Consider the following 17,330-nt stretch of genomic DNA (forward strand, 5'->3'; position numbering starts at 1 on the left):
GTGAAGCGGCAAAATTGCCGCTTTCTGCGGTGCTAAGCGCCAAAACAAACGCGCATCAGCGCACCGTCAGCGCCGAAATCAGTCGTGAGCCGCCCATTAAGCTGCTCTGTCGCCGTAGACATCAGCATCCGCCCCAGCCCGGTGCTGTCGGCCCCTGCGACCGTACCGCCATGCCCACGGCCGTTGTCGCGACACTCTAACAGCCAGCCATCCGTCTCAACCTGCCTGCGCAGAGAGATCTTGATCTTTCCTGCCCGGCCTTCGGGAAATGCGTGTTTGATCGAGTTGGCCACAAATTCGCTGACAATCATCCCAACCGCCGAAGCCTGCGCCGCTTGCAACTCGCCCGGATCGGCCTCGCAGAAGATGGTTACATGACCCGGCGCGCCAGCGGCGAGCAGCTTGCTCAACTGCTCAAGGTAAGAGGCGGTCTGCACCTTGCTTTTGCCGCCCTGCCCCATCAGTTCGCTATGCAGCGACGCCACCGCGCCGAAACGGCGTTCAACAAGAGCAAGCACATCCTTGGCGTCCGGGTCTTGCACCTTGCGCGTCGCCATCCGCAACAGCGAGGCGATGGTCTGAAACGAGTTTTTCACCCGGTGATCCATCTCGGCACGCAGGGCCTCTTCGATGCGGATTTTCTTGCGCAACTCAAGTTGCATCATCACGTGACGCGAAAGGGTTTGCAGCGCCTGGCGTTGAAATTCAGTCAGGGTGCGGGGCTTGGTATCCAGCACACAAAGCGTGCCAATCGGCTGGCCGTTCGGCGCGACCAGCTTGGCCCCTGCATAGAACTTTACCCGTGGGTCACCGACATAGAGGGGATTATCCACCGTTCGCGGATCGGCCCCCATGTCCGGAATCTCGGTAAAGTCGCCATCGAGAATGGCATGAGAGCAAACCGATTGATCCAGCGTCGTCTCATGTGGCTCAAACCCGACGCGCGCTTTGAACCATTGCCGCTTTTCATCCACCAAACTGATGAGAGAGACAGGCGTTTCGCAGATCTTCGACGCAAGGTCGACGATATCGTCAAAATCAGCTTCAGCTTCGGTATCAAGGACATTGTAGGAATGCAGCGTCTTTAGACGTTCGTCCTGCTCCGAGGGCGTGTCAGCTAAAATGGGCCTTCTCCTTCCAGTCTTGACCCGCCGCGCAGCCGCGGCGCGGATCGGATATCGCCTGCCGGTGGGGGCAGATCAGGGCCGAAAACCCCCAGCATCTACAGGCTTGGCTCAGAAACCACCGACGTCCAGCAACTCGACCGGATCGATTCGGTCATGTAGCCTTGATAAATGCTAATTTTCGAAGCGCCTAGCCCTGCTGCGGCGTCACCCAGCCAGCGCGCCGGTCAACACATAGCGCAGAATCGCAACAACCTGCGCAGGCTCACTGGCCACGGCAAGAGCTGCTGCATCGACCTCTTTGAGCGCATGCGCATGATCTGCGCTGTGTAGAATGATCAGTGACTTGCCCAAGGCAGCGGCATAGCCCGCATCAAAGGCCGCGTTCCACTGTTTGTACTGATCGCCAAAGCGCACCACGACCACATCCGCCTCGGCAATCGCCTTGCGGGTGCGGATCGCATTGATCTGCGCGCCTTTGCGGTCGTGCCAGAACTTGTCCTCCTCAGCGCCAAGGATCGCCACGCCGCAATCGTCGCTGGCGGCGTGGTCAGTGATGGGCGCCGCGAAAGTCACGTCGAGCCCTTGGGCCCCCGTAATGATCTGTTCGCGCCAGTCGGTATGGATTTCACCAGAGAGGTAGACTTTCATCGCTTCTGTCCTTTGGTTCAGCCGCGCAGCAGGCCGCCGGTGGCTTTGGTGACTTTCTCAACGACCTTAGCACCAACCGCTTCGATATCGGCATCTTTGAGCGTCTTGTCACTCGGCTGCAAACGCACGGTAATGGCGAGGGATTTTTTGCCTTCACCAACGCTGCCGCCGATGAACTCATCAAAGACACGCACGTCTTCGATCAGGCTCTTGTCGGCCCCTTTGGCCGCGTTAACCAGCGTCAGCGCCTCTACATCCGCGTCGACGACAAAGGCAAAGTCACGCTCGACTGCCTGAAGGTCGCTGATCTGCAACGCCGGGCGGGTGGCACCGGATTTGCGCGGCAGCGGCACTTCGGTGGGCCAGATGGTGAAAGCCATTGCCGGGCCTTTCACGTCCATCGCAGCCAACACACGCGGATGCACTTCGCCAAAGACGCCCAGCACCTTTTTCGGGCCAAGGCAGATTTTGCCGTGACGGCCCGGATGCCACCAATCCGCCGCGCCGCGCAGGACCTGCACCTTGGCGGGCGCACCGATGGCGGCCAGCACGGCCTCGGCATCGGCTTTGGCGTCAAACACATCAACCGCACGCGCCGCGCCATGCACGTCACGCGGACCGGTGCGACCCACCAACAGGCCGCTGACCATGATCTGCTCTTCGCCCGGCTCACCGCCGCTGAACGCGGGGCCGACCTCAAACAGCGCCATATCGGCAAAGCCGCGCGCCTGATTGCGGGCGGCAGTTTGCAGCAGACCGGGCAGCAGATCGGGGCGCATATGGCTCATGTCCGACGAGATCGGGTTTTCGAGGCGCGTCTCGTCTGTGCCACCACCAAAGAGCGCAGCAGAGGCTTGGTCGATGAAACTGTAGGTCACACATTCGTTGTAGCCGAGCGCCGCCGCAGTGCGCCGTGCGGTCACGACGCGGCGCTGCATGGGCGAGAGCACGGGGCGCGGCACGCCTGTTGTCAGGCGCGGCAGCGGCTTGCCTTCGAGCTTGGTGAGGGACGCAATCCGTGCAACCTCCTCCACCAGATCGGCCTCACCCTGCACGTCAGGACGCCAGCTTGGCACCTGTGCCATGTCGCCGTCGAGTTGGAAGCCAAGCGCGGTGAGCGTCTGGCGCTGGTCGCTCTCGGGGATCGTCATGCCGACCAGAGATTGCACCTTGGCCGCGTCCAACTTGTAAGCGCGCGACGTGTCCGGCACCTTGCCCGCGACCACGACCTCGGAGGCCTCGCCGCCCGCGTGATCCAAGATCATCCGCGTGGCGTGTTCGATACCATAGGGCGTCCATGCCGGGTCCACACCACGCTCGAAACGATAACGGGCGTCCGAGTTGATCTTGAGCGCACGGCCCGCATAGGCGATCTGAACCGGGTCCCAATAGGCGCTTTCAACAAAGACGTTCACCGTGTCTTCGGTCACGCCCGTGGCCTCGCCGCCCATGATGCCCGCGATGCTTTCCACGCCGCTGTCGTCGGAGATGACCATCTGCCCCGCTTGCAGGGTATAGGTCTTTTCATCCAGCGCCACGATCTCTTCGCCGCCCTTGGCGCGGTGGACGCGCAGGTTGCCTTTGACCTTATCCGCGTCAAAGACGTGCAGCGGGCGGTTGCGGTCAAAGGTGAAGAAGTTCGTCACGTCGACAAGGAAAGAGATCGGACGCAGCCCGATTGCACGCAGGCAATCTTGCAACCACTGCGGGCTGGGGCCGTTTTTCACGCCCCGGATCACGCGGCCATAGAATACTGGACAGCCGTCCAGCGTGTCGTCGTCAATGCTGACGCTGATCGGCGAGGCAAAGCTGCCCTCAACCGCATCGCAATCACGCGGCTTCAGCTTGCCCAAGCCCCGCGCCGCGAGGTCGCGCGCAATGCCGCGCACGCCGAGCGCATCCGGGCGGTTGGGCGTGATGGCGATCTCGATCACCGGGTCGACCTTTGCCGGATCATTCTCGGCCAGCCAGTCAATGAAACGGTCGCCGGGCTTGCCCGAGGGCAGCTCGATGATGCCGTCGTGCTCCTCGCTCAGCTCCATCTCGCGCTCGGAGGCCATCATGCCAAAGCTCTCAACGCCGCGAATTTTGCCGACGCCGATGGTGGTGTCGATCCCCGGCACATAGACGCCCGGCTTGGCCACGACGACGGTGATGCCCGGGCGGGCATTCGGCGCGCCGCAGATGATCTGCATGACGCCTTCGTCGGTTTCCACCTGACAGACGTTCAGCCGGTCGGCATCGGGGTGTTTCTCGGCGGATTGCACATAGCCGAGGGTAAAGTCGGCCAGCTTCGCCGCCGGGTTCTCGACGCCTTCGACTTCGAGGCCGAGGTCGGTGAGGGCATAGGTGATCTCATCAATCGACGCCGTGGTGTCGAGATGGTCCTTGAGCCAGGAGAGGGTGAATTTCATAATCGTTCCCTAATTCTCGTATCGTTTGGCCAGATCGGCCATGTCGCCCATCCGATAAAGTTTGATTTCGCGGATCACCCGCAGGCACGGCTTGGCGGCAAAGAAGATCGAACCAATCAAAAAGAGCCACGTCGCGCTGGTCTGCGTGCTCTCGAAGAAAAACAGCGCCGAACCTACGACAAAGCAGATCGCAGCGCAGAAATCCACAATGGTGTAGGCCATCTCGAACTTCGCATAAAGCGCGCGGGAGCCAGCGCTATTCTCGCGGTTTTCGTGACGAAAGAGTTTCATTCTAGACCTGTGTTGCGATGCGTTACGCAGTTTCTGAGGTTTCTATAGCGACCGTGTCGCGCTGAACGCGTAGCTTAACGCGACAACCCACCATGCAAATTCGGCTGATCCAAGCTCGCGAACCCATAATGCCGCAACCACCGCAAATCTGAATCAAAGAACGCCCGCAAATCCGGAATGCCGTATTTCAGCATCGCGATCCGGTCGATCCCCATGCCAAAGGCAAAGCCCTGCCACTCATTCGGGTCAATCCCGCCCGCCTGCAACACCTTGGGGTGCACCATGCCGGAGCCGAGCACTTCCAGCCAGCCGTCGCCCTCGCCAATACGCAACTGACCGTCAACCCAAGAACATTGAATGTCGACCTCAGCCGAAGGCTCGGTGAAGGGGAAGTGCGACGCGCGGAAGCGGGTTTTGATGCCGTCGATCTCGAAAAAGGCAGCAAAGAATTCCTCAAGCGTCCATTTCAGGTTCGCCATCGAGATATCCTTGTCGATCGCCAGACCTTCGACCTGATGGAACATCGGCGTGTGGGTCTGGTCGTAGTCGGCGCGGTAGACACCGCCCGGGCAGATGATGCGCAGGGGCGCGCCTTCGGCCTCCATGGTGCGGATTTGCACGGGCGAGGTGTGGGTGCGCAGCACGTGGGGGGCGCGCTCGTCGCCCTCGGCACGGGCCATGTAAAACGTGTCCATCTCTGCCCGGGCGGGGTGGTGGCCGGGGATGTTCAGCGCGTCGAAGTTGTACCAATCGGTGTCGATGCGCGGGCCTTCGGCGACCGAGAAACCCATCTCGGCGAAGATTGCGGTCAACTCCTCGGTCACTTGGCTGACCGGGTGGATGCTGCCCTGACGCTGGTGCCGCGTGGGCAGGGTCACGTCGAGCCATTCGCTGCGCAGACGGTCATCAAGCGCGGCATCGCCAAGTGCTGCCTTCTTGGCGGCAAGCGCCGAGTTGATCTCATCCTTCAGCGCGTTCAGCGCGGGGCCAGCGGTCTGGCGCTCTTCGGGGGTCATCTTGCCCAGCTCGCGCATCTTTAGCGCGACCTCGCCCTTCTTGCCGACGGCAGCCAGCCGGATGTCTTCCAATGCGGATTCGTCACCGGCATCGGCGATTTGGCTCAGGTACTTTTGCTTCAGATCGTCCATGACAGGCCCTTGGAATAATACCCCGTCCTGCTAGCCCTCCCGCCTTGCGAATGCAAGCCGTAGGGGTTGTGACGGCATGGGGGAACCACCACCTCTGCTGAGCGTTAGGCCGCATCCCCCGGCGCGCCCTCATGGCAGCGGCGCGCTCAAACTCCCCCGAAAGGAGAGACTATGAAAATCCTGATGGTTCTGACATCGCATGACGAGCTTGGCGACACCGGCAATAAAACCGGCTTCTGGCTCGAAGAATTCGCCGCCCCCTACTACGTCTTCAAAGACGCGGGCGCGGATGTGACCCTCGCCTCGCCCAAAGGTGGCCAGCCGCCGCTTGACCCCAACAGCGACAGCGAAGACGCGCAGACTGATGCCACCCGCCGTTTCAAAGACGACGACGCGGCACAGAAAGCACTCAGCTCAACCAAAGTGCTGGGCGATGTGGATGCGGAGGGCTTCGACGCGATCTTCTACCCCGGCGGCCATGGCCCGCTGTGGGATCTGGCCAATGACGCCGACAGCAAGCGCCTGATCGAGACCTTCTGGGCCTCCGACCGCCCCGTGGGTGCCGTCTGCCACGCGCCTGCCGTGTTCAAAGATACCCAAGCCGACGGCAAGCCGCTGGTCTCGGGCAAGCGCGTCACCGGCTTTACCAACACCGAGGAAGAGGGCGTTGGCCTGACCGATGTGGTGCCCTTCTTGGTCGAAGACATGCTGAAGAAGAACTGCGGCGAGTATAGCAAAGGCGATGATTGGGCGTCTTACGTGCTGGTCGACGGCAAGCTGGTGACCGGCCAGAACCCCGCCTCTTCCGAAGAGGCGGCGAAAGAAATGCTGGCCCTGTTGAAGTGATCGCCAGACAGAAGTGACGACACCGGGGGCGCGCATTGCGTGCCCCCTTTTATCCTATACGGGAACCGCCGATGGACGCGCCGTGTTTTACTCCCGAAAGGAGCCTCCGATATGGCAGACTATGACCGCACCACCGGCGCACCGTGGAGCGAAACAGACCTCGACCAGCTTCGCATCCTCGCGGCAGAAGGTACATCGACCAGCGTGATCGCGGTGCAACTGGGCCGCACGGAAGAGGCGATATCTCACAAATCGTCGCAGGAGGGCATCAAACTGACGCGGGCTAGCCTTAATCCCTATGACCCGAATACCCTAAACAGTTAACAGATTTCGCCCGTTCTTTTTGTGTCGTTGGACAAGTTTCTTTTGCACTGCGCCGGGCGGGATGATATGTGCGTGCGCGCCGAAGGTCGCGGTTTCAACCAGTCCTGAGAAGAGAGCTTCAAATTCTTCACGTTGCGCTGTGCCAATGGTTTTGATGGTGTCCGCATTCAGCAGGAAACTCTCGGTCGGGGCGCCTTCTGCATAGACGACATCGTGGTTTTCAAAGATGAGATGAAAGTACTCTACCCGCTCAACCTTCTCTTCAACAAAGATACCGGGCAATTCGGTAAGCCGGACCGCAGCGACCAGCACGGTCGAAACACCGCACATCCGCTCCACAATACCAGATTGCACCATCATTCGGTGCTGGCGTGAAACGATAAGATCACGTTTGGGCAGTCCGGCCCCCAACGCTCCGGCAGTGATCCGTATTGGGTAAAGCTTGGGGTTCTTTGCAAGTTCGGACGCATCGACACTGCGGCGCAGCCCGGTGACAAGCTTTTGATATTCGCCGCTTTGCGTCAGAATACGCATCCCCGGGGTCAAAACCTCTACAGGAAGATCGCCCATATCGGTTGCGATCAATGTACCCCGTGTGAAACAGGCGACACCCGTAGAGAAGAGATCGCCCTCCTCGCGCATCGTATCAATATCGGAATTCCATTTCAGACGTCCCAGCAGGCCGCCTTCGGGAAGGTCCGAGAAATCAACAGTCATCGTGGTAAACAGATCGCCCGCAGGCGGGCTGCCCGCCAGATTGACGATACCGGAATAGGTTACATCAAGATCGCCAGCTAAATCCTCAGATTCCTCGCCCAGCCGGAAGGGAAATCCACCAAGAGAACCGGGCGTAGAACCGCCGTCTGGCGCGTCCTCCGCCGCAGTGGTCGTGTCAAATACAGAACTGGCAGGCTGTAGGTCAATCTGCATGGATGCCAGTGGTTTGGTGGTCTCAAGATGGTGCCAATCAAAACCGAAAGACATCTCGGCATTGTCACCTACGGCTGCACCGTTTGTGTAAGGGTCTGTCGCATACCACGTCAGCGTTTCACTGGTGCCATCTGCATAGCTAAGCGTAACCCTAGCCCCCTCAAGATCGACGCCGCGCGAACTGGTATCGTCGCGTATCCCATGAACCGACTCATGGGGATCCTCATCTAGCCTATTGATCGTAATTGCGGGCATGAACTTCCCCACCTTTTATAAATTACCTATCGACTGATCAGCATCAATAGCCGGACCCTACACCCAGATGCACTGAGTCGCGGTCTGTCAATAAGCTATCATTGCCCAGGGCTGGGGAAAGGGAATGACCGAAACAAGGGATTATTAAGGCAAGATTGAGGCGGAAACTAAAACGTCATGCCCGCCGAAACGCAAAAAGCCCCGCCAAATGGCAGGGCTTCCGCAAATTCATAACATGTCAGCTTAGGCTGCCAGTGCGTCCTGCGCCTGTTTGACGATCGCGCCAAAGGCTTCGGGCTCATGCACGGCCAGATCGGCCAGAACCTTACGGTCCACTTCGATACCGGCCAGCGACAGACCGTTGATGAAGCGGCTGTATGTCAGCGCTTCGTCGTGGCTGCGCACGGCGGCGTTGATCCGCTGGATCCACAGAGCGCGGAAGTTGCGCTTGCGGTTCTTGCGGTCACGGGTTGCATATTGGTTGGCCTTGTCGACCGCCTGTGTGGCGACCTTAAAGACGTTCTTGCGCCGACCATAATAGCCTTTTGCGGCTTTGATGATCTTTTTGTGACGCGCGTGGGTGACTGTACCACCTTTTACTCGGGACATCTCGGTACTCCTATATCAGCGGGCGTAGGGCATGAAGCCCTTGATGATCTTTGCATCGGGCTCGGACAGTGCTGTCGTGCCGCGTGCGTTACGGATGAACTTGTTGGTCCGTTTGATCATGCCGTGCTGTTTGCCAGCTTGGCTGCCGATGACCTTACCAGTCGCCGAGACCTTAAAGCGCTTTTTGGCGCTCGATTTCGTCTTCATCTTGGGCATTTCCGTCTCCGTCTTTTGAGTTCGGTATAAACACGACTCGGCATGCCACTTTGAGCCGGTCGTGCAGGCTAAGATGCGCCGTATAGGCGCGCTCGGACAAGGATGCAAGAGGTTTTGAGGGGCGCTCGAAGGACCTAGGGTAACAAGTTTGCCGCGACAGAAACAAAGACATCTGGCAGGTTCTCAAACGAATAGCGCCCCGGATTTTCCCGCAATGCGTAAACGATTAGTCCCCCGGCAATCATGATCGTGATGGCCGAGACGCGCGGCGACCGACGGTCGGTCACCGCAGAGAGTATCGAGGGTATCGACAACACCGCTAGAACGATGCCGACAACCATCGCCAAATCAGAGTTCATGCGCACCCTCCCCTTGTTCGGGAAAGGTTACTCTGGATCAGATGCGTAAATCAAACGTTCGTCGCAGGGAGCCACGCGCAGGATATTGGTGCTGCCCGGGACGTTGAAGGGCACCCCTGCTGTCACGACGATGTGATCCTCTGGTCCGGCGTAACCCTCTGACAAAGCAGAGCGTGCCGCGCTGAGGACAGCGAGTTTAAACCGATCATGCCCATCGGTGATGATGCAGTTCGTTCCCCAGCTTAGCGCCAGACGGCGGGCGGTATTCACCAGCGGCGACAGCGCGATGATCGGCACACGGGGCCGTTCGCGTGCGGTCAGCAACGCGGTGGTGCCGGATTGGGTAAAGCAGCAAATCGCTTTGATGTCCGTCGTCTCGGCAATCTCACGCGCGGCGGCGACGATGCCATCGGCCACAGTGGTACGCACAGCGGTACGCGAGGATTCAATGATCTGCGTGTAGGTCGGATCAGCCTCAACTTCCTGGGCGACATTGTCCATCGTTGCCACAGCTTCCAGTGGGTAATCGCCGGCAGCGGACTCGGCGCTCAGCATCACGGCGTCCGCGCCCTCATAGATCGCGGTGGCCACGTCAGACACCTCGGCGCGGGTGGGTATCGGGCTTTCGATCATCGATTCGAGCATCTGAGTCGCCACGATCACCGGCTTGGCTGCCGCGCGGCATTTGCGCACCAGACGCTTTTGGATCGGCGGCACGTTCTGCACTGGCAGTTCCACACCCAGATCGCCGCGCGCCACCATGATGCCATCGCTGACCTCAAGGATCGCCTCAAAACGCTCGACCGCGGCGGGCTTTTCGATTTTGGACAGGATCGCCGCCCGGCCTTTGACCAGATCACGCGCCTCGGTCACATCTTCGGGCCGCTGCACAAAGCTCAGCGCAAGCCAATCGACGCCCAACTCACAAACGAATTCCAAATCTGCCCGATCTTTTTCCGACAGGGCGGCCAGCGGCAGCAGCACGTCGGGCACGTTCACGCCCTTACGGTTCGAAATCACACCGCCTGTCACCACCTCGCAATTCGCGAAATCTGGGCCACAGTCGCGCACCTTCAGACGGATTTTGCCGTCGTTAACCAACAGACTCGCGCCCGCCTCCAACGCTGCGAAAATCTCAGGGTGCGGCAGGCAAACGCGGTTCACATCGCCCGGTGTTTCATCAAGGTCCAGCCGGAAGGCAGCGCCCACTTCCAACGTGGGGCCGACCCCCTCAAACACGCCGACGCGCAGCTTTGGCCCTTGAAGGTCAGCCAAAATACCGATCGCGCCGCCGGTCTCTTTTTCAATCTCACGGATGATACGATGTTTTTCACGGATCTCGTCGTGGCTGCCGTGGCTCATGTTCAGCCGAAAGACATCCGCCCCCGCTTCGTGCAATGCCCCGATCACCTCGCGTGTTTCCGAGGCTGGCCCCAAAGTGGCCACGATCTTTACATTGCGCAAACGTCTCATATCTGTTCCTTCGTATCTATGTCGCCCCACGGGGAATGTTAACGGTAACATCGACTTGTCGATGGCCTACCGTCCCGATGTGTGCCTGTCAAAGGTTTCATCAGAATGACGGCCTAACCCTGCGCCGTCCAGCATTATGAAAAGGAACTGCCATGCCCAGCCAACAAGAGATCGAACTACAAGCCGCCGCCTTTCGCCGGTTGCAAAAGCACCTGATGGAAGACCGGACCGATGTACAAAACATCGACATGATGAACCTTGCCGGATTTTGCCGCAACTGCCTGTCGCGCTGGTACCAAGAGGCCGCAAACGAGCGTGGCATCGAGATGGGCAAAGACGAGGCGCGCGAACTGTTTTACGGGATGACCATGGACGATTGGAAAGCCAATTATCAGACCGACGCGAAGGACAGCCAGAAAGAGGCGTTCAAGACGGCCTTCGAGGAGAATGTCGGAAAGGAGTAAGCGCCTAGCGTTGCGCTTGGCGAAACAATGCTTGCATTCTAAGCGCATTCACCACCAAAACGGAAACAATAAGAGGGCGAGGCGGGCCAAAAACCTTGATCGAAAGCCGTTTTGCGCGGAGCATCATAGCGCCGCTGCCGATCAGGAGTACCTCATGCTAGCCCTCTTCGCCCTTCCCGTCTTGCTTGGCCTTGGCTTGTTTCTTGTCATCGACGACGACACAGAAACCGCAGAGGATACGCCCGACGATCCCACGCCCGATCCCGATGAACCGACCGTCGACCCGCTGGAAGTGCCTGACGATGTTGTGGTCTTCCGCGGCACCCCCGGCGACGACGCCATCATTGCCCGCGACGAAGGCGGCTTTATCGCAGGGCTGCGGGGGGACGACACGATAACTGGAAGTAACAACAGCGACGACATCGCCGGACGCCAAGGCGATGACGAGATCGACGCCCGTGGCGGGAACGATCGGGTTTGGGGCGATGGCGGGGATGACCTTATCAACCTCGGCGACGGGGACGACCGAGGCATTGGCAGCGTCGGCGAGGACACCATTGATGGCGGCGCGGGCGCGGACCACATCAGCGGTGAGGACGACAATGATCTGCTGCGCGGAGGGGCGGGCGACGATACCGTCACAGGCGGATACGGGGACGATCTGATCTACATGGGCGCGGGCGACGACAGCGGCGCGGCCTATGGCGACCGGAGCTTTGGCGACGATACGGTCTATGGCGGCGCAGGCGACGATCTGATCCTCGAAGGGCGCGGGGCCAATCTTCTCTTCGGCGAGGCTGGAGATGACGAGATCCGCGCGCTGGACAACGACGGGCTTGGCGAAGACACCGTTGACGGCGGCGAAGGCGACGACCGCCTCTTCGTAGACTATGGCGATCTGGTCACCGGGGGCGAGGGCGATGACCTCTTCGCGGTCGACAATGTGGGGGATTCGCCGATGGCGCCGGTGATCATAACCGATTTTGATACCGAAGAGGATTTACTGGCTTTCACCGACGTATACGACGCAACCGTCGACTTGCGCTATGATCCTTCCTACGACGCGGTGGTCGCCGCCACGCCGGACTATGTGCTGGCCGTTCTGCAAGGTCTTGGCGACGCGGATATTCCCGATATCTCGGTGGTCAATTTAAGCGCCGCCTAGAACTGATAGAGCACAAGCCAATCGGCCTTGAGCGCGGGGCGCGCGGCACCTTCAATCTCAACCGTGGCAGCAAAGCGCGTCATCAGATCGCCGCGCGCCCGCGTCTGCGCTTCGATTAAAGTAAACCGCCCCCGGATCCGCTTGCCCGAATGCACCGGGGCAATGAAACGCACGCTATCGAACCCGTAGTTAATCGACGCCTTTGCCCCCGCCATCACCGGCAGCGCGCCATAGGCCATGCCCGACATCATCGACAGGGTCAGCATCCCATGCGCCACGGTGCCACCGAAATCGGTTTCTGCTGCGCGGACGGGATCCACATGAATAAACTGATGATCTTCGGTCACATCGGCAAAGGCGTCGATCCGCGCCTGATCCATCATGAACCACGGCGAGACGCCTAATTCGCGGCCCACGGCTGCTTCCATCTCTGCCCGGTCAATCTCGTTGCGCATTTCGGTCTCCTGCTTAGCGCCACCCTAGCCACGATCCCCCGCCCGGCGAAAGCCCTTGCGTCCGGCGGGCCAACTTACATGCTGGGTGAAACCAAAGCGGAGACCTCCATGAACACCCCAATCCTCGCCCTTATCATCGTGGCCGTCGCAGGGGCCGCTGTGGCTTTGCAAACCCCGATCAACGCCGCCTTGGGCCGCAACATTGGCAGCGGGGTCGCCGCGGCGGCGGTTTCCTTTGGCGTCGGTTTCGCGATCCTGCTGGGGGTCTTGTTGCTGCGTGGCGAATTGGGGGCTTTGCCCCGTGCGTTTTCCGCGTCGCCGGTCTTGCTACTGGGTGGCGTGCTAGGCGCGTTCTACGTCTGGTCGGTGCTCTGGGCGATCCCGACGCTGGGGGCGCTGACCGTGATCTCAGCCCTGATCCTTGGCCAGTTGAGCGCGGCGCTGGTGATTGATGCGACCGGGCTTTTGGGTCTGACGGTACAGGCTATCACCCCCACCCGCATCGCCGCCGCCGCGCTGGTGGCGGCGGGGCTGGTTTTATCGCGGTTCTGAGCGTCAGATCGCGGTTTTGCGCATCTCTTCGAGATAGATTTCGCGCAGACGGGGCGCCAATTTGCCCGGCGTGCCGCTGCCGATCTTGGCCCCGTCGATCTCCACCACCGGCGTCACGAAAGCGCTGGCCGAGGTCACGAACGCTTCATCCGCCTGCTGCGCCTCTTCGATGGTAAAGTTCCGCTCTTCCACCTGCATCTGCGCCTCGCGGGCCAGTTCCAGCACCGCCTTGCGGGTAATGCCGTGCAGGATGTCGTTCGAGGTCTCGCGCGTCACGATCTTATCGTCCTTGACGATATAGGCGTTGTTCGACGTGCCTTCGGTGACGAAACCGTCTTCGACCATCCAAGCGTCTTCGACACCGGCTTTCTTGGCCATCATCTTACCCATCGACGGGTAGAGCAGCTGTACCGTTTTGATATCGCGACGGCCCCAGCGGATGTCTTCGATGCTGATGACGCGGATGCCATCACGGGCGGCAGGGTTGTCGGCAAGCCCCGGTTTCGACTGGGTAAACAGCACTAGCGACGGCGCAGTGGTGTCGGGATCGGGAAAGGCGAAATCGCGGTCACCATCCGACCCGCGCGTGACCTGAAGATAGATCAACCCGTCTTTGATGTCGTTCAGCCGCACCAGCTCGCGGTGAATCTCCAGCAGCTCTTCAGTGGTGGCAGGCGCGCGCATGTCGAGCTCGTTCATCGAGCGGGTCAGCCGTTCGGCATGGCCGTCAAAAGCGATAAGCTTGCCATCCAGCACGCTTGTCACCTCATAGACCCCATCGGCCATCAGGAAACCCCGATCAAAGATCGAGACCTTGGCTTGATCCTCGGGCAGGTATTCGCCGTTTACATAGACAGTCCGCATGGTCACCCCCAAAGCGCTGCGGCGGGGGGATGCACGCCCGCGCCGTCAAATTTCAAAGCATTGTCGCGGTCTTCGGCCAGAAGCAGCGGGCCGTCAAGGTCCACGACCTTTGCGCCTTGGGCGACCAGCGTTGCCGGGGCCATCGCCAGCGACGACCCGACCATGCAGCCAACCATAACATCAAAGCCTTCGGCCCGCGCCGCATCGCGCAGCGCCAGCGCTTCGGTCAGCCCGCCGGTCTTGTCGAGCTTGATGTTCACCACATCGTATTTGCCCTTGAGGCCCGGCAGGCTGGCGCGGTCATGGCAGCTTTCATCCGCGCAGACGGGCACGGGGCGATCCATGCCCAAAAGCGCGTCGTCGTCCCCTGCGGGCAGGGGTTGTTCGACCAATGCCACGCCAAGGCGCACCAGATGCGGCGCAAGGTCGGCATAGACCTCAGCCGACCAGCCCTCATTGGCGTCGATGATGATGGTGGCATCGGGCGCACCCGAGCGCACGGCTTCGAGCCGGGGCATGTCGTCGGGGGTGCCGAGCTTGATCTTCAGCAGTGGCCGATGGCTGTGCTTCGCCGCCTGCGCGCGCATCGCCTCGGGTTCGTCCAGCGAGAGGGTATAGGCCGTGACCTCCGGCCCCGGCGCGGTCAGCCCGGCCAGTTCCCAGACCCGTTTGCCGGCGCGTTTGGCCTCCAAATCCCAGAGCGCGCAGTCGACCGCGTTGCGTGCGGCCCCGGCAGGCAAAAGGTCATAGAGCGCTTGGCGGGTGATATCGCCGGGCAAGCCGTTAATCTCAGCCGTGACCGATTCGAGGGTCTCGTCATAACGCGCGTAGGGCACGCACTCGCCCCAGCCGGTCACGCCGCCTTCGGTCACGCGGACGGTCAGCACCTTGGCCTCGGTCCGCGAGCCGCGGCTGATGGTAAAGACCTGCGCCAGTTTGAACGTATCAGCGGTAACGTCGATCTGCATGGTCACAGCGCCGCCAGTGCATCGGCCAGCCGCGCAGCCCCTTGGCGGAAGGGATCGACCGCAGGCAGGCCAAGACGCTCTTCGACCTCGGCCAGATAGGCATCCGCCTCGGCCTCAGACATGTGGTAGGTGTTGACCGAGATACCAACGACCTTGCAATCGGGGTTGGCCACCTGCGCCAGTGTCAGAGCCACATCACGCACCGCTTCCATGCTGGGCAGGGAGTATTCCGGCAGGCCGCGCATATGGGTCCGCGTGGGCTCATGGCAGAGGATCAGCGCGTCGGGCTGGCCGCCGTGGATTAGCGCCATGGTCACGCCTGAGTAGGAGACGTGGAACAGGCTGCCCTGCCCTTCGATGATGTCCCAATGGTCATCGTCATTGTCGGGGGTGAGATATTCCACCGACCCGGCCATGAAATCGGCGATCACCGCATCCAGCGGCACGCCTTCGCCGGTGATCAGGATGCCGGTCTGACCCGTGGCGCGGAAGGTGCTTTTCATGCCCTTTTCGCGCATCGCCTCGTCCAGTGCCAAAGCCGTGTACATTTTCCCGACCGAGCAATCGGTGCCCACGGCCAAGACCCGCTTGCCGCTGCGTTTCTTACCGTCGGCGATGGGATATTCGACGCTGGGCACGCGCACGTCATGCAATGTGGTGCCGCTCGCCTTGGCGGCGGCGACCAGATCGGCTTCGTTGCGCAGCAGGTTGTGTAGGCCCGAGGCAATGTCGAAGCCCATGTTCAGCGCCTCAATCAGCACTTCTTTCCAAGCCACGCTGATCTTGCCGCCACGGTTGGCGACGCCGATGACCAATGTCTCGGCCCCCGCCTCACGCGCTTCGGCCAGCGTCATGTCTTGCAAGCCGAGATCGGCCTTGCAGCCTTCCATGCGGAACTGACCGACCGCGTTGTCGGGGCGCCAGTCCTTGATGCCTTGGGCGACCTTGGCGGACAGAGAGTCAGGCGCGTCGCCCAGAAAGAGCAGATAGGGGGTTTTGATCATGGCAAGCCTCCGGCATTGAATTTGTCCGCATATTGCGCGCGAGAATACGCAAGTGCGTGGCGTTGTCGACGCATCTGCATGCAAATGGGCAGCATTTCCCGCAAATTACCGTTGACTGCGCAAAAATCGTGCGCCGCCTTGGCCTGTCTCGAAAAACATCGAAATGCTGCGACTGCGAAAACCTTCTTGCGATTGACGGCGCAATTTCATACCAGAATTAAGACGCATGATGAAACAAAATTACCCATAGGTGCCCCATGAGCTTCCGCATTCAGCCTGCCGCCCCTGCCCGCCCGAACCGCTGCCAGTTGTTCGGCCCCGGCTCCCGCCCGGCGATCTTTGAAAAGATGGCAGCGTCGGATGCCGATGTGATCAACCTCGACCTCGAAGACAGCGTGGCCCCCTCGGACAAGGACAGCGCGCGCGCCAATATCATCAAGGCGATCTCGGAGATCGACTGGGGCAAGAAGACACTTTCGGTCCGGATCAACGGGTTGGACACGCCCTATTGGTACCGTGACGTGGTGGAACTGCTGGAGCAGGCGGGCGAGCGGCTCGACCAGATCATGATCCCCAAGGTGGGCTGCGCGGCGGATGTCTATGCCGTCGACGCGCTGGTGACGGCGGTCGAAACCGCCAAGGGGCGCGAGAAGAAGATCAGCTTTGAGGTCATCATCGAATCCGCCGCCGGTATCGCCCATGTGGAAGAGATCGCCGCCTCTTCTCCGCGTTTGCAGGCGATGTCGCTGGGGGCCGCCGATTTCGCCGCCTCCATGGGCATGCAGACCACCGGCATCGGCGGTACGCAGGAGAATTATTATATGCAGCGCGGTGAGCAGAAGCATTGGTCCGACCCATGGCACTGGGCGCAGGCCGCGATCGTCGCCGCCTGCCGCACCCATGGCGTGCTGCCGGTCGACGGGCCGTTTGGCGACTTCTCTGATGACGAGGGCTTCCGCGCACAGGCGCGCCGCTCGGCCACGCTGGGTATGGTAGGCAAATGGGCGATTCACCCCAAACAGATCGCGTTGAGCAACGAGGTGTTCACACCCTCGGAAGAAGCCGTCGCCGAAGCGCGTGAAATCCTTGCCGCGATGGAAGAAGCCAAGGCGAAGGGCGAAGGGGCGACGGTCTATAAGGGGCGTCTGGTGGACATCGCCAGCATTAAACAGGCCGAGGTTGTGGTGCGGCAGTCCGAGATGATCGCCGGGGGCTGAG

General features: G+C 60.7%; 20 protein-coding genes. 6 read left to right on the forward strand and 14 right to left on the reverse strand.

Annotation, left to right across the window (positions count from 1 at the left end; translation table 11 throughout):
• Window positions 1-32 precede the first annotated feature (32 nt).
• The 5 genes from BM229_RS09115 to pheS all read right to left on the reverse strand — a co-directional run bounded on the left by BM229_RS09115 (window position 33) and on the right by pheS (window position 5,628).
• The gene (locus BM229_RS09115; RefSeq protein WP_338117465.1) at window positions 33-1,172 is read right to left on the reverse strand and encodes a histidine kinase dimerization/phosphoacceptor domain -containing protein; all 1,140 of its coding nucleotides are present in this window, start codon (window positions 1,170-1,172) and stop codon (window positions 33-35) included.
• Between the two features lie 159 nt (window positions 1,173-1,331).
• Entirely contained in the window at window positions 1,332-1,775 is a 444-nt protein-coding gene (locus BM229_RS09120; RefSeq protein ID WP_093927359.1) for a YtoQ family protein, read from the reverse strand.
• A gap of 17 nt (window positions 1,776-1,792) precedes the next feature.
• Complete coding sequence (gene pheT / locus BM229_RS09125) at window positions 1,793-4,189, reverse strand: phenylalanine--tRNA ligase subunit beta (RefSeq protein WP_093927360.1); 2,397 nt, start codon at window positions 4,187-4,189, stop codon at window positions 1,793-1,795.
• Between the two features lie 9 nt (window positions 4,190-4,198).
• Window positions 4,199-4,480 carry a YrhK family protein gene (locus BM229_RS09130; RefSeq protein WP_093927361.1) on the reverse strand — a complete coding sequence of 94 codons (282 nt, stop codon included), beginning with the start codon at window positions 4,478-4,480 and terminating at the stop codon, window positions 4,199-4,201.
• Window positions 4,481-4,554: 74 nt separating this feature from the next.
• Window positions 4,555-5,628 (reverse strand): phenylalanine--tRNA ligase subunit alpha, encoded by a 1,074-nt coding sequence (gene pheS, locus BM229_RS09135; protein WP_093927362.1) that lies wholly within the window; start codon window positions 5,626-5,628, stop codon window positions 4,555-4,557.
• Window positions 5,629-5,799: 171 nt separating this feature from the next.
• Here pheS and BM229_RS09140 point away from each other — a divergent pair, with 171 nt between their 5' ends.
• Both BM229_RS09140 and BM229_RS09145 read left to right on the forward strand, forming a co-directional pair.
• Window positions 5,800-6,474 (forward strand): type 1 glutamine amidotransferase domain-containing protein, encoded by a 675-nt coding sequence (locus BM229_RS09140; protein WP_093927363.1) that lies wholly within the window; start codon window positions 5,800-5,802, stop codon window positions 6,472-6,474.
• Between the two features lie 111 nt (window positions 6,475-6,585).
• Complete coding sequence (locus BM229_RS09145) at window positions 6,586-6,798, forward strand: hypothetical protein (RefSeq protein ID WP_093927364.1); 213 nt, start codon at window positions 6,586-6,588, stop codon at window positions 6,796-6,798.
• On the opposite strand, the gene BM229_RS09150 is transcribed toward BM229_RS09145, so the two are convergent.
• From BM229_RS09150 to pyk, 5 genes are all read right to left on the reverse strand, one after another.
• Entirely contained in the window at window positions 6,787-7,983 is a 1,197-nt protein-coding gene (locus tag BM229_RS09150) for a Hint domain-containing protein (protein ID WP_093927365.1), read from the reverse strand. The genes BM229_RS09145 and BM229_RS09150 overlap by 12 nt on opposite strands.
• Window positions 7,984-8,226: 243 nt before the next feature.
• A complete protein-coding gene (gene rplT, locus BM229_RS09155; RefSeq protein ID WP_007118124.1) occupies window positions 8,227-8,592 on the reverse strand; it encodes a 50S ribosomal protein L20 in 366 nt (121 codons plus the stop codon).
• 15 nt (window positions 8,593-8,607) lie between these two features.
• Window positions 8,608-8,808 carry a 50S ribosomal protein L35 gene (rpmI, locus tag BM229_RS09160; protein WP_067624805.1) on the reverse strand — a complete coding sequence of 67 codons (201 nt, stop codon included), beginning with the start codon at window positions 8,806-8,808 and terminating at the stop codon, window positions 8,608-8,610.
• Window positions 8,809-8,942: 134 nt separating this feature from the next.
• Window positions 8,943-9,167 (reverse strand): hypothetical protein, encoded by a 225-nt coding sequence (locus tag BM229_RS09165; protein ID WP_093927366.1) that lies wholly within the window; start codon window positions 9,165-9,167, stop codon window positions 8,943-8,945.
• A 27-nt stretch (window positions 9,168-9,194) separates the two neighbouring features.
• A complete protein-coding gene (gene pyk, locus BM229_RS09170; protein ID WP_093927367.1) occupies window positions 9,195-10,640 on the reverse strand; it encodes a pyruvate kinase in 1,446 nt (481 codons plus the stop codon).
• Window positions 10,641-10,792: 152 nt separating this feature from the next.
• Between pyk and BM229_RS09175 the strand changes: the two genes are divergently transcribed.
• Window positions 10,793-11,104 carry a DUF1244 domain-containing protein gene (locus tag BM229_RS09175; protein WP_093927368.1) on the forward strand — a complete coding sequence of 104 codons (312 nt, stop codon included), beginning with the start codon at window positions 10,793-10,795 and terminating at the stop codon, window positions 11,102-11,104.
• A gap of 154 nt (window positions 11,105-11,258) precedes the next feature.
• Complete coding sequence (locus tag BM229_RS09180; RefSeq protein WP_093927369.1) at window positions 11,259-12,269, forward strand: calcium-binding protein; 1,011 nt, start codon at window positions 11,259-11,261, stop codon at window positions 12,267-12,269.
• On the opposite strand, the gene BM229_RS09185 is transcribed toward BM229_RS09180, so the two are convergent.
• The gene (locus BM229_RS09185; protein WP_093927370.1) at window positions 12,266-12,724 is read right to left on the reverse strand and encodes a MaoC family dehydratase; all 459 of its coding nucleotides are present in this window, start codon (window positions 12,722-12,724) and stop codon (window positions 12,266-12,268) included. The genes BM229_RS09180 and BM229_RS09185 overlap by 4 nt on opposite strands.
• Window positions 12,725-12,832: 108 nt before the next feature.
• Between BM229_RS09185 and BM229_RS09190 the strand changes: the two genes are divergently transcribed.
• Window positions 12,833-13,276: a DMT family transporter gene (locus tag BM229_RS09190; RefSeq protein ID WP_093927936.1), complete on the forward strand. Its 444-nt coding sequence runs from the start codon at window positions 12,833-12,835 to the stop codon at window positions 13,274-13,276.
• A 3-nt stretch (window positions 13,277-13,279) separates the two neighbouring features.
• Here the strand turns inward: BM229_RS09190 and BM229_RS09195 are convergent, their stop codons facing one another.
• The 3 genes from BM229_RS09195 to dgcN are packed head-to-tail and all read right to left on the reverse strand — an operon-like array spanning window position 13,280 to window position 16,112.
• Window positions 13,280-14,140, reverse strand: coding sequence for a D-amino-acid transaminase (locus BM229_RS09195; protein WP_093927371.1), 861 nt, complete (start codon window positions 14,138-14,140; stop codon window positions 13,280-13,282).
• Window positions 14,141-14,142: 2 nt separating this feature from the next.
• Entirely contained in the window at window positions 14,143-15,108 is a 966-nt protein-coding gene (gene dgcA / locus BM229_RS09200) for an N-acetyl-D-Glu racemase DgcA (protein ID WP_093927937.1), read from the reverse strand.
• Window positions 15,109-15,110: 2 nt separating this feature from the next.
• Window positions 15,111-16,112, reverse strand: coding sequence for an N-acetyltransferase DgcN (gene dgcN / locus BM229_RS09205; RefSeq protein WP_093927372.1), 1,002 nt, complete (start codon window positions 16,110-16,112; stop codon window positions 15,111-15,113).
• Window positions 16,113-16,369: 257 nt separating this feature from the next.
• Between dgcN and BM229_RS09210 the strand changes: the two genes are divergently transcribed.
• Window positions 16,370-17,329 (forward strand): L-malyl-CoA/beta-methylmalyl-CoA lyase, encoded by a 960-nt coding sequence (locus tag BM229_RS09210; protein ID WP_093927373.1) that lies wholly within the window; start codon window positions 16,370-16,372, stop codon window positions 17,327-17,329.
• Window position 17,330: the final 1 nt, after the last annotated feature.

Origin of the sequence: Sulfitobacter dubius (assembly GCF_900113435.1) — a bacterium.
Classification (GTDB): Bacteria; Pseudomonadota; Alphaproteobacteria; order Rhodobacterales; family Rhodobacteraceae; genus Sulfitobacter; species Sulfitobacter dubius.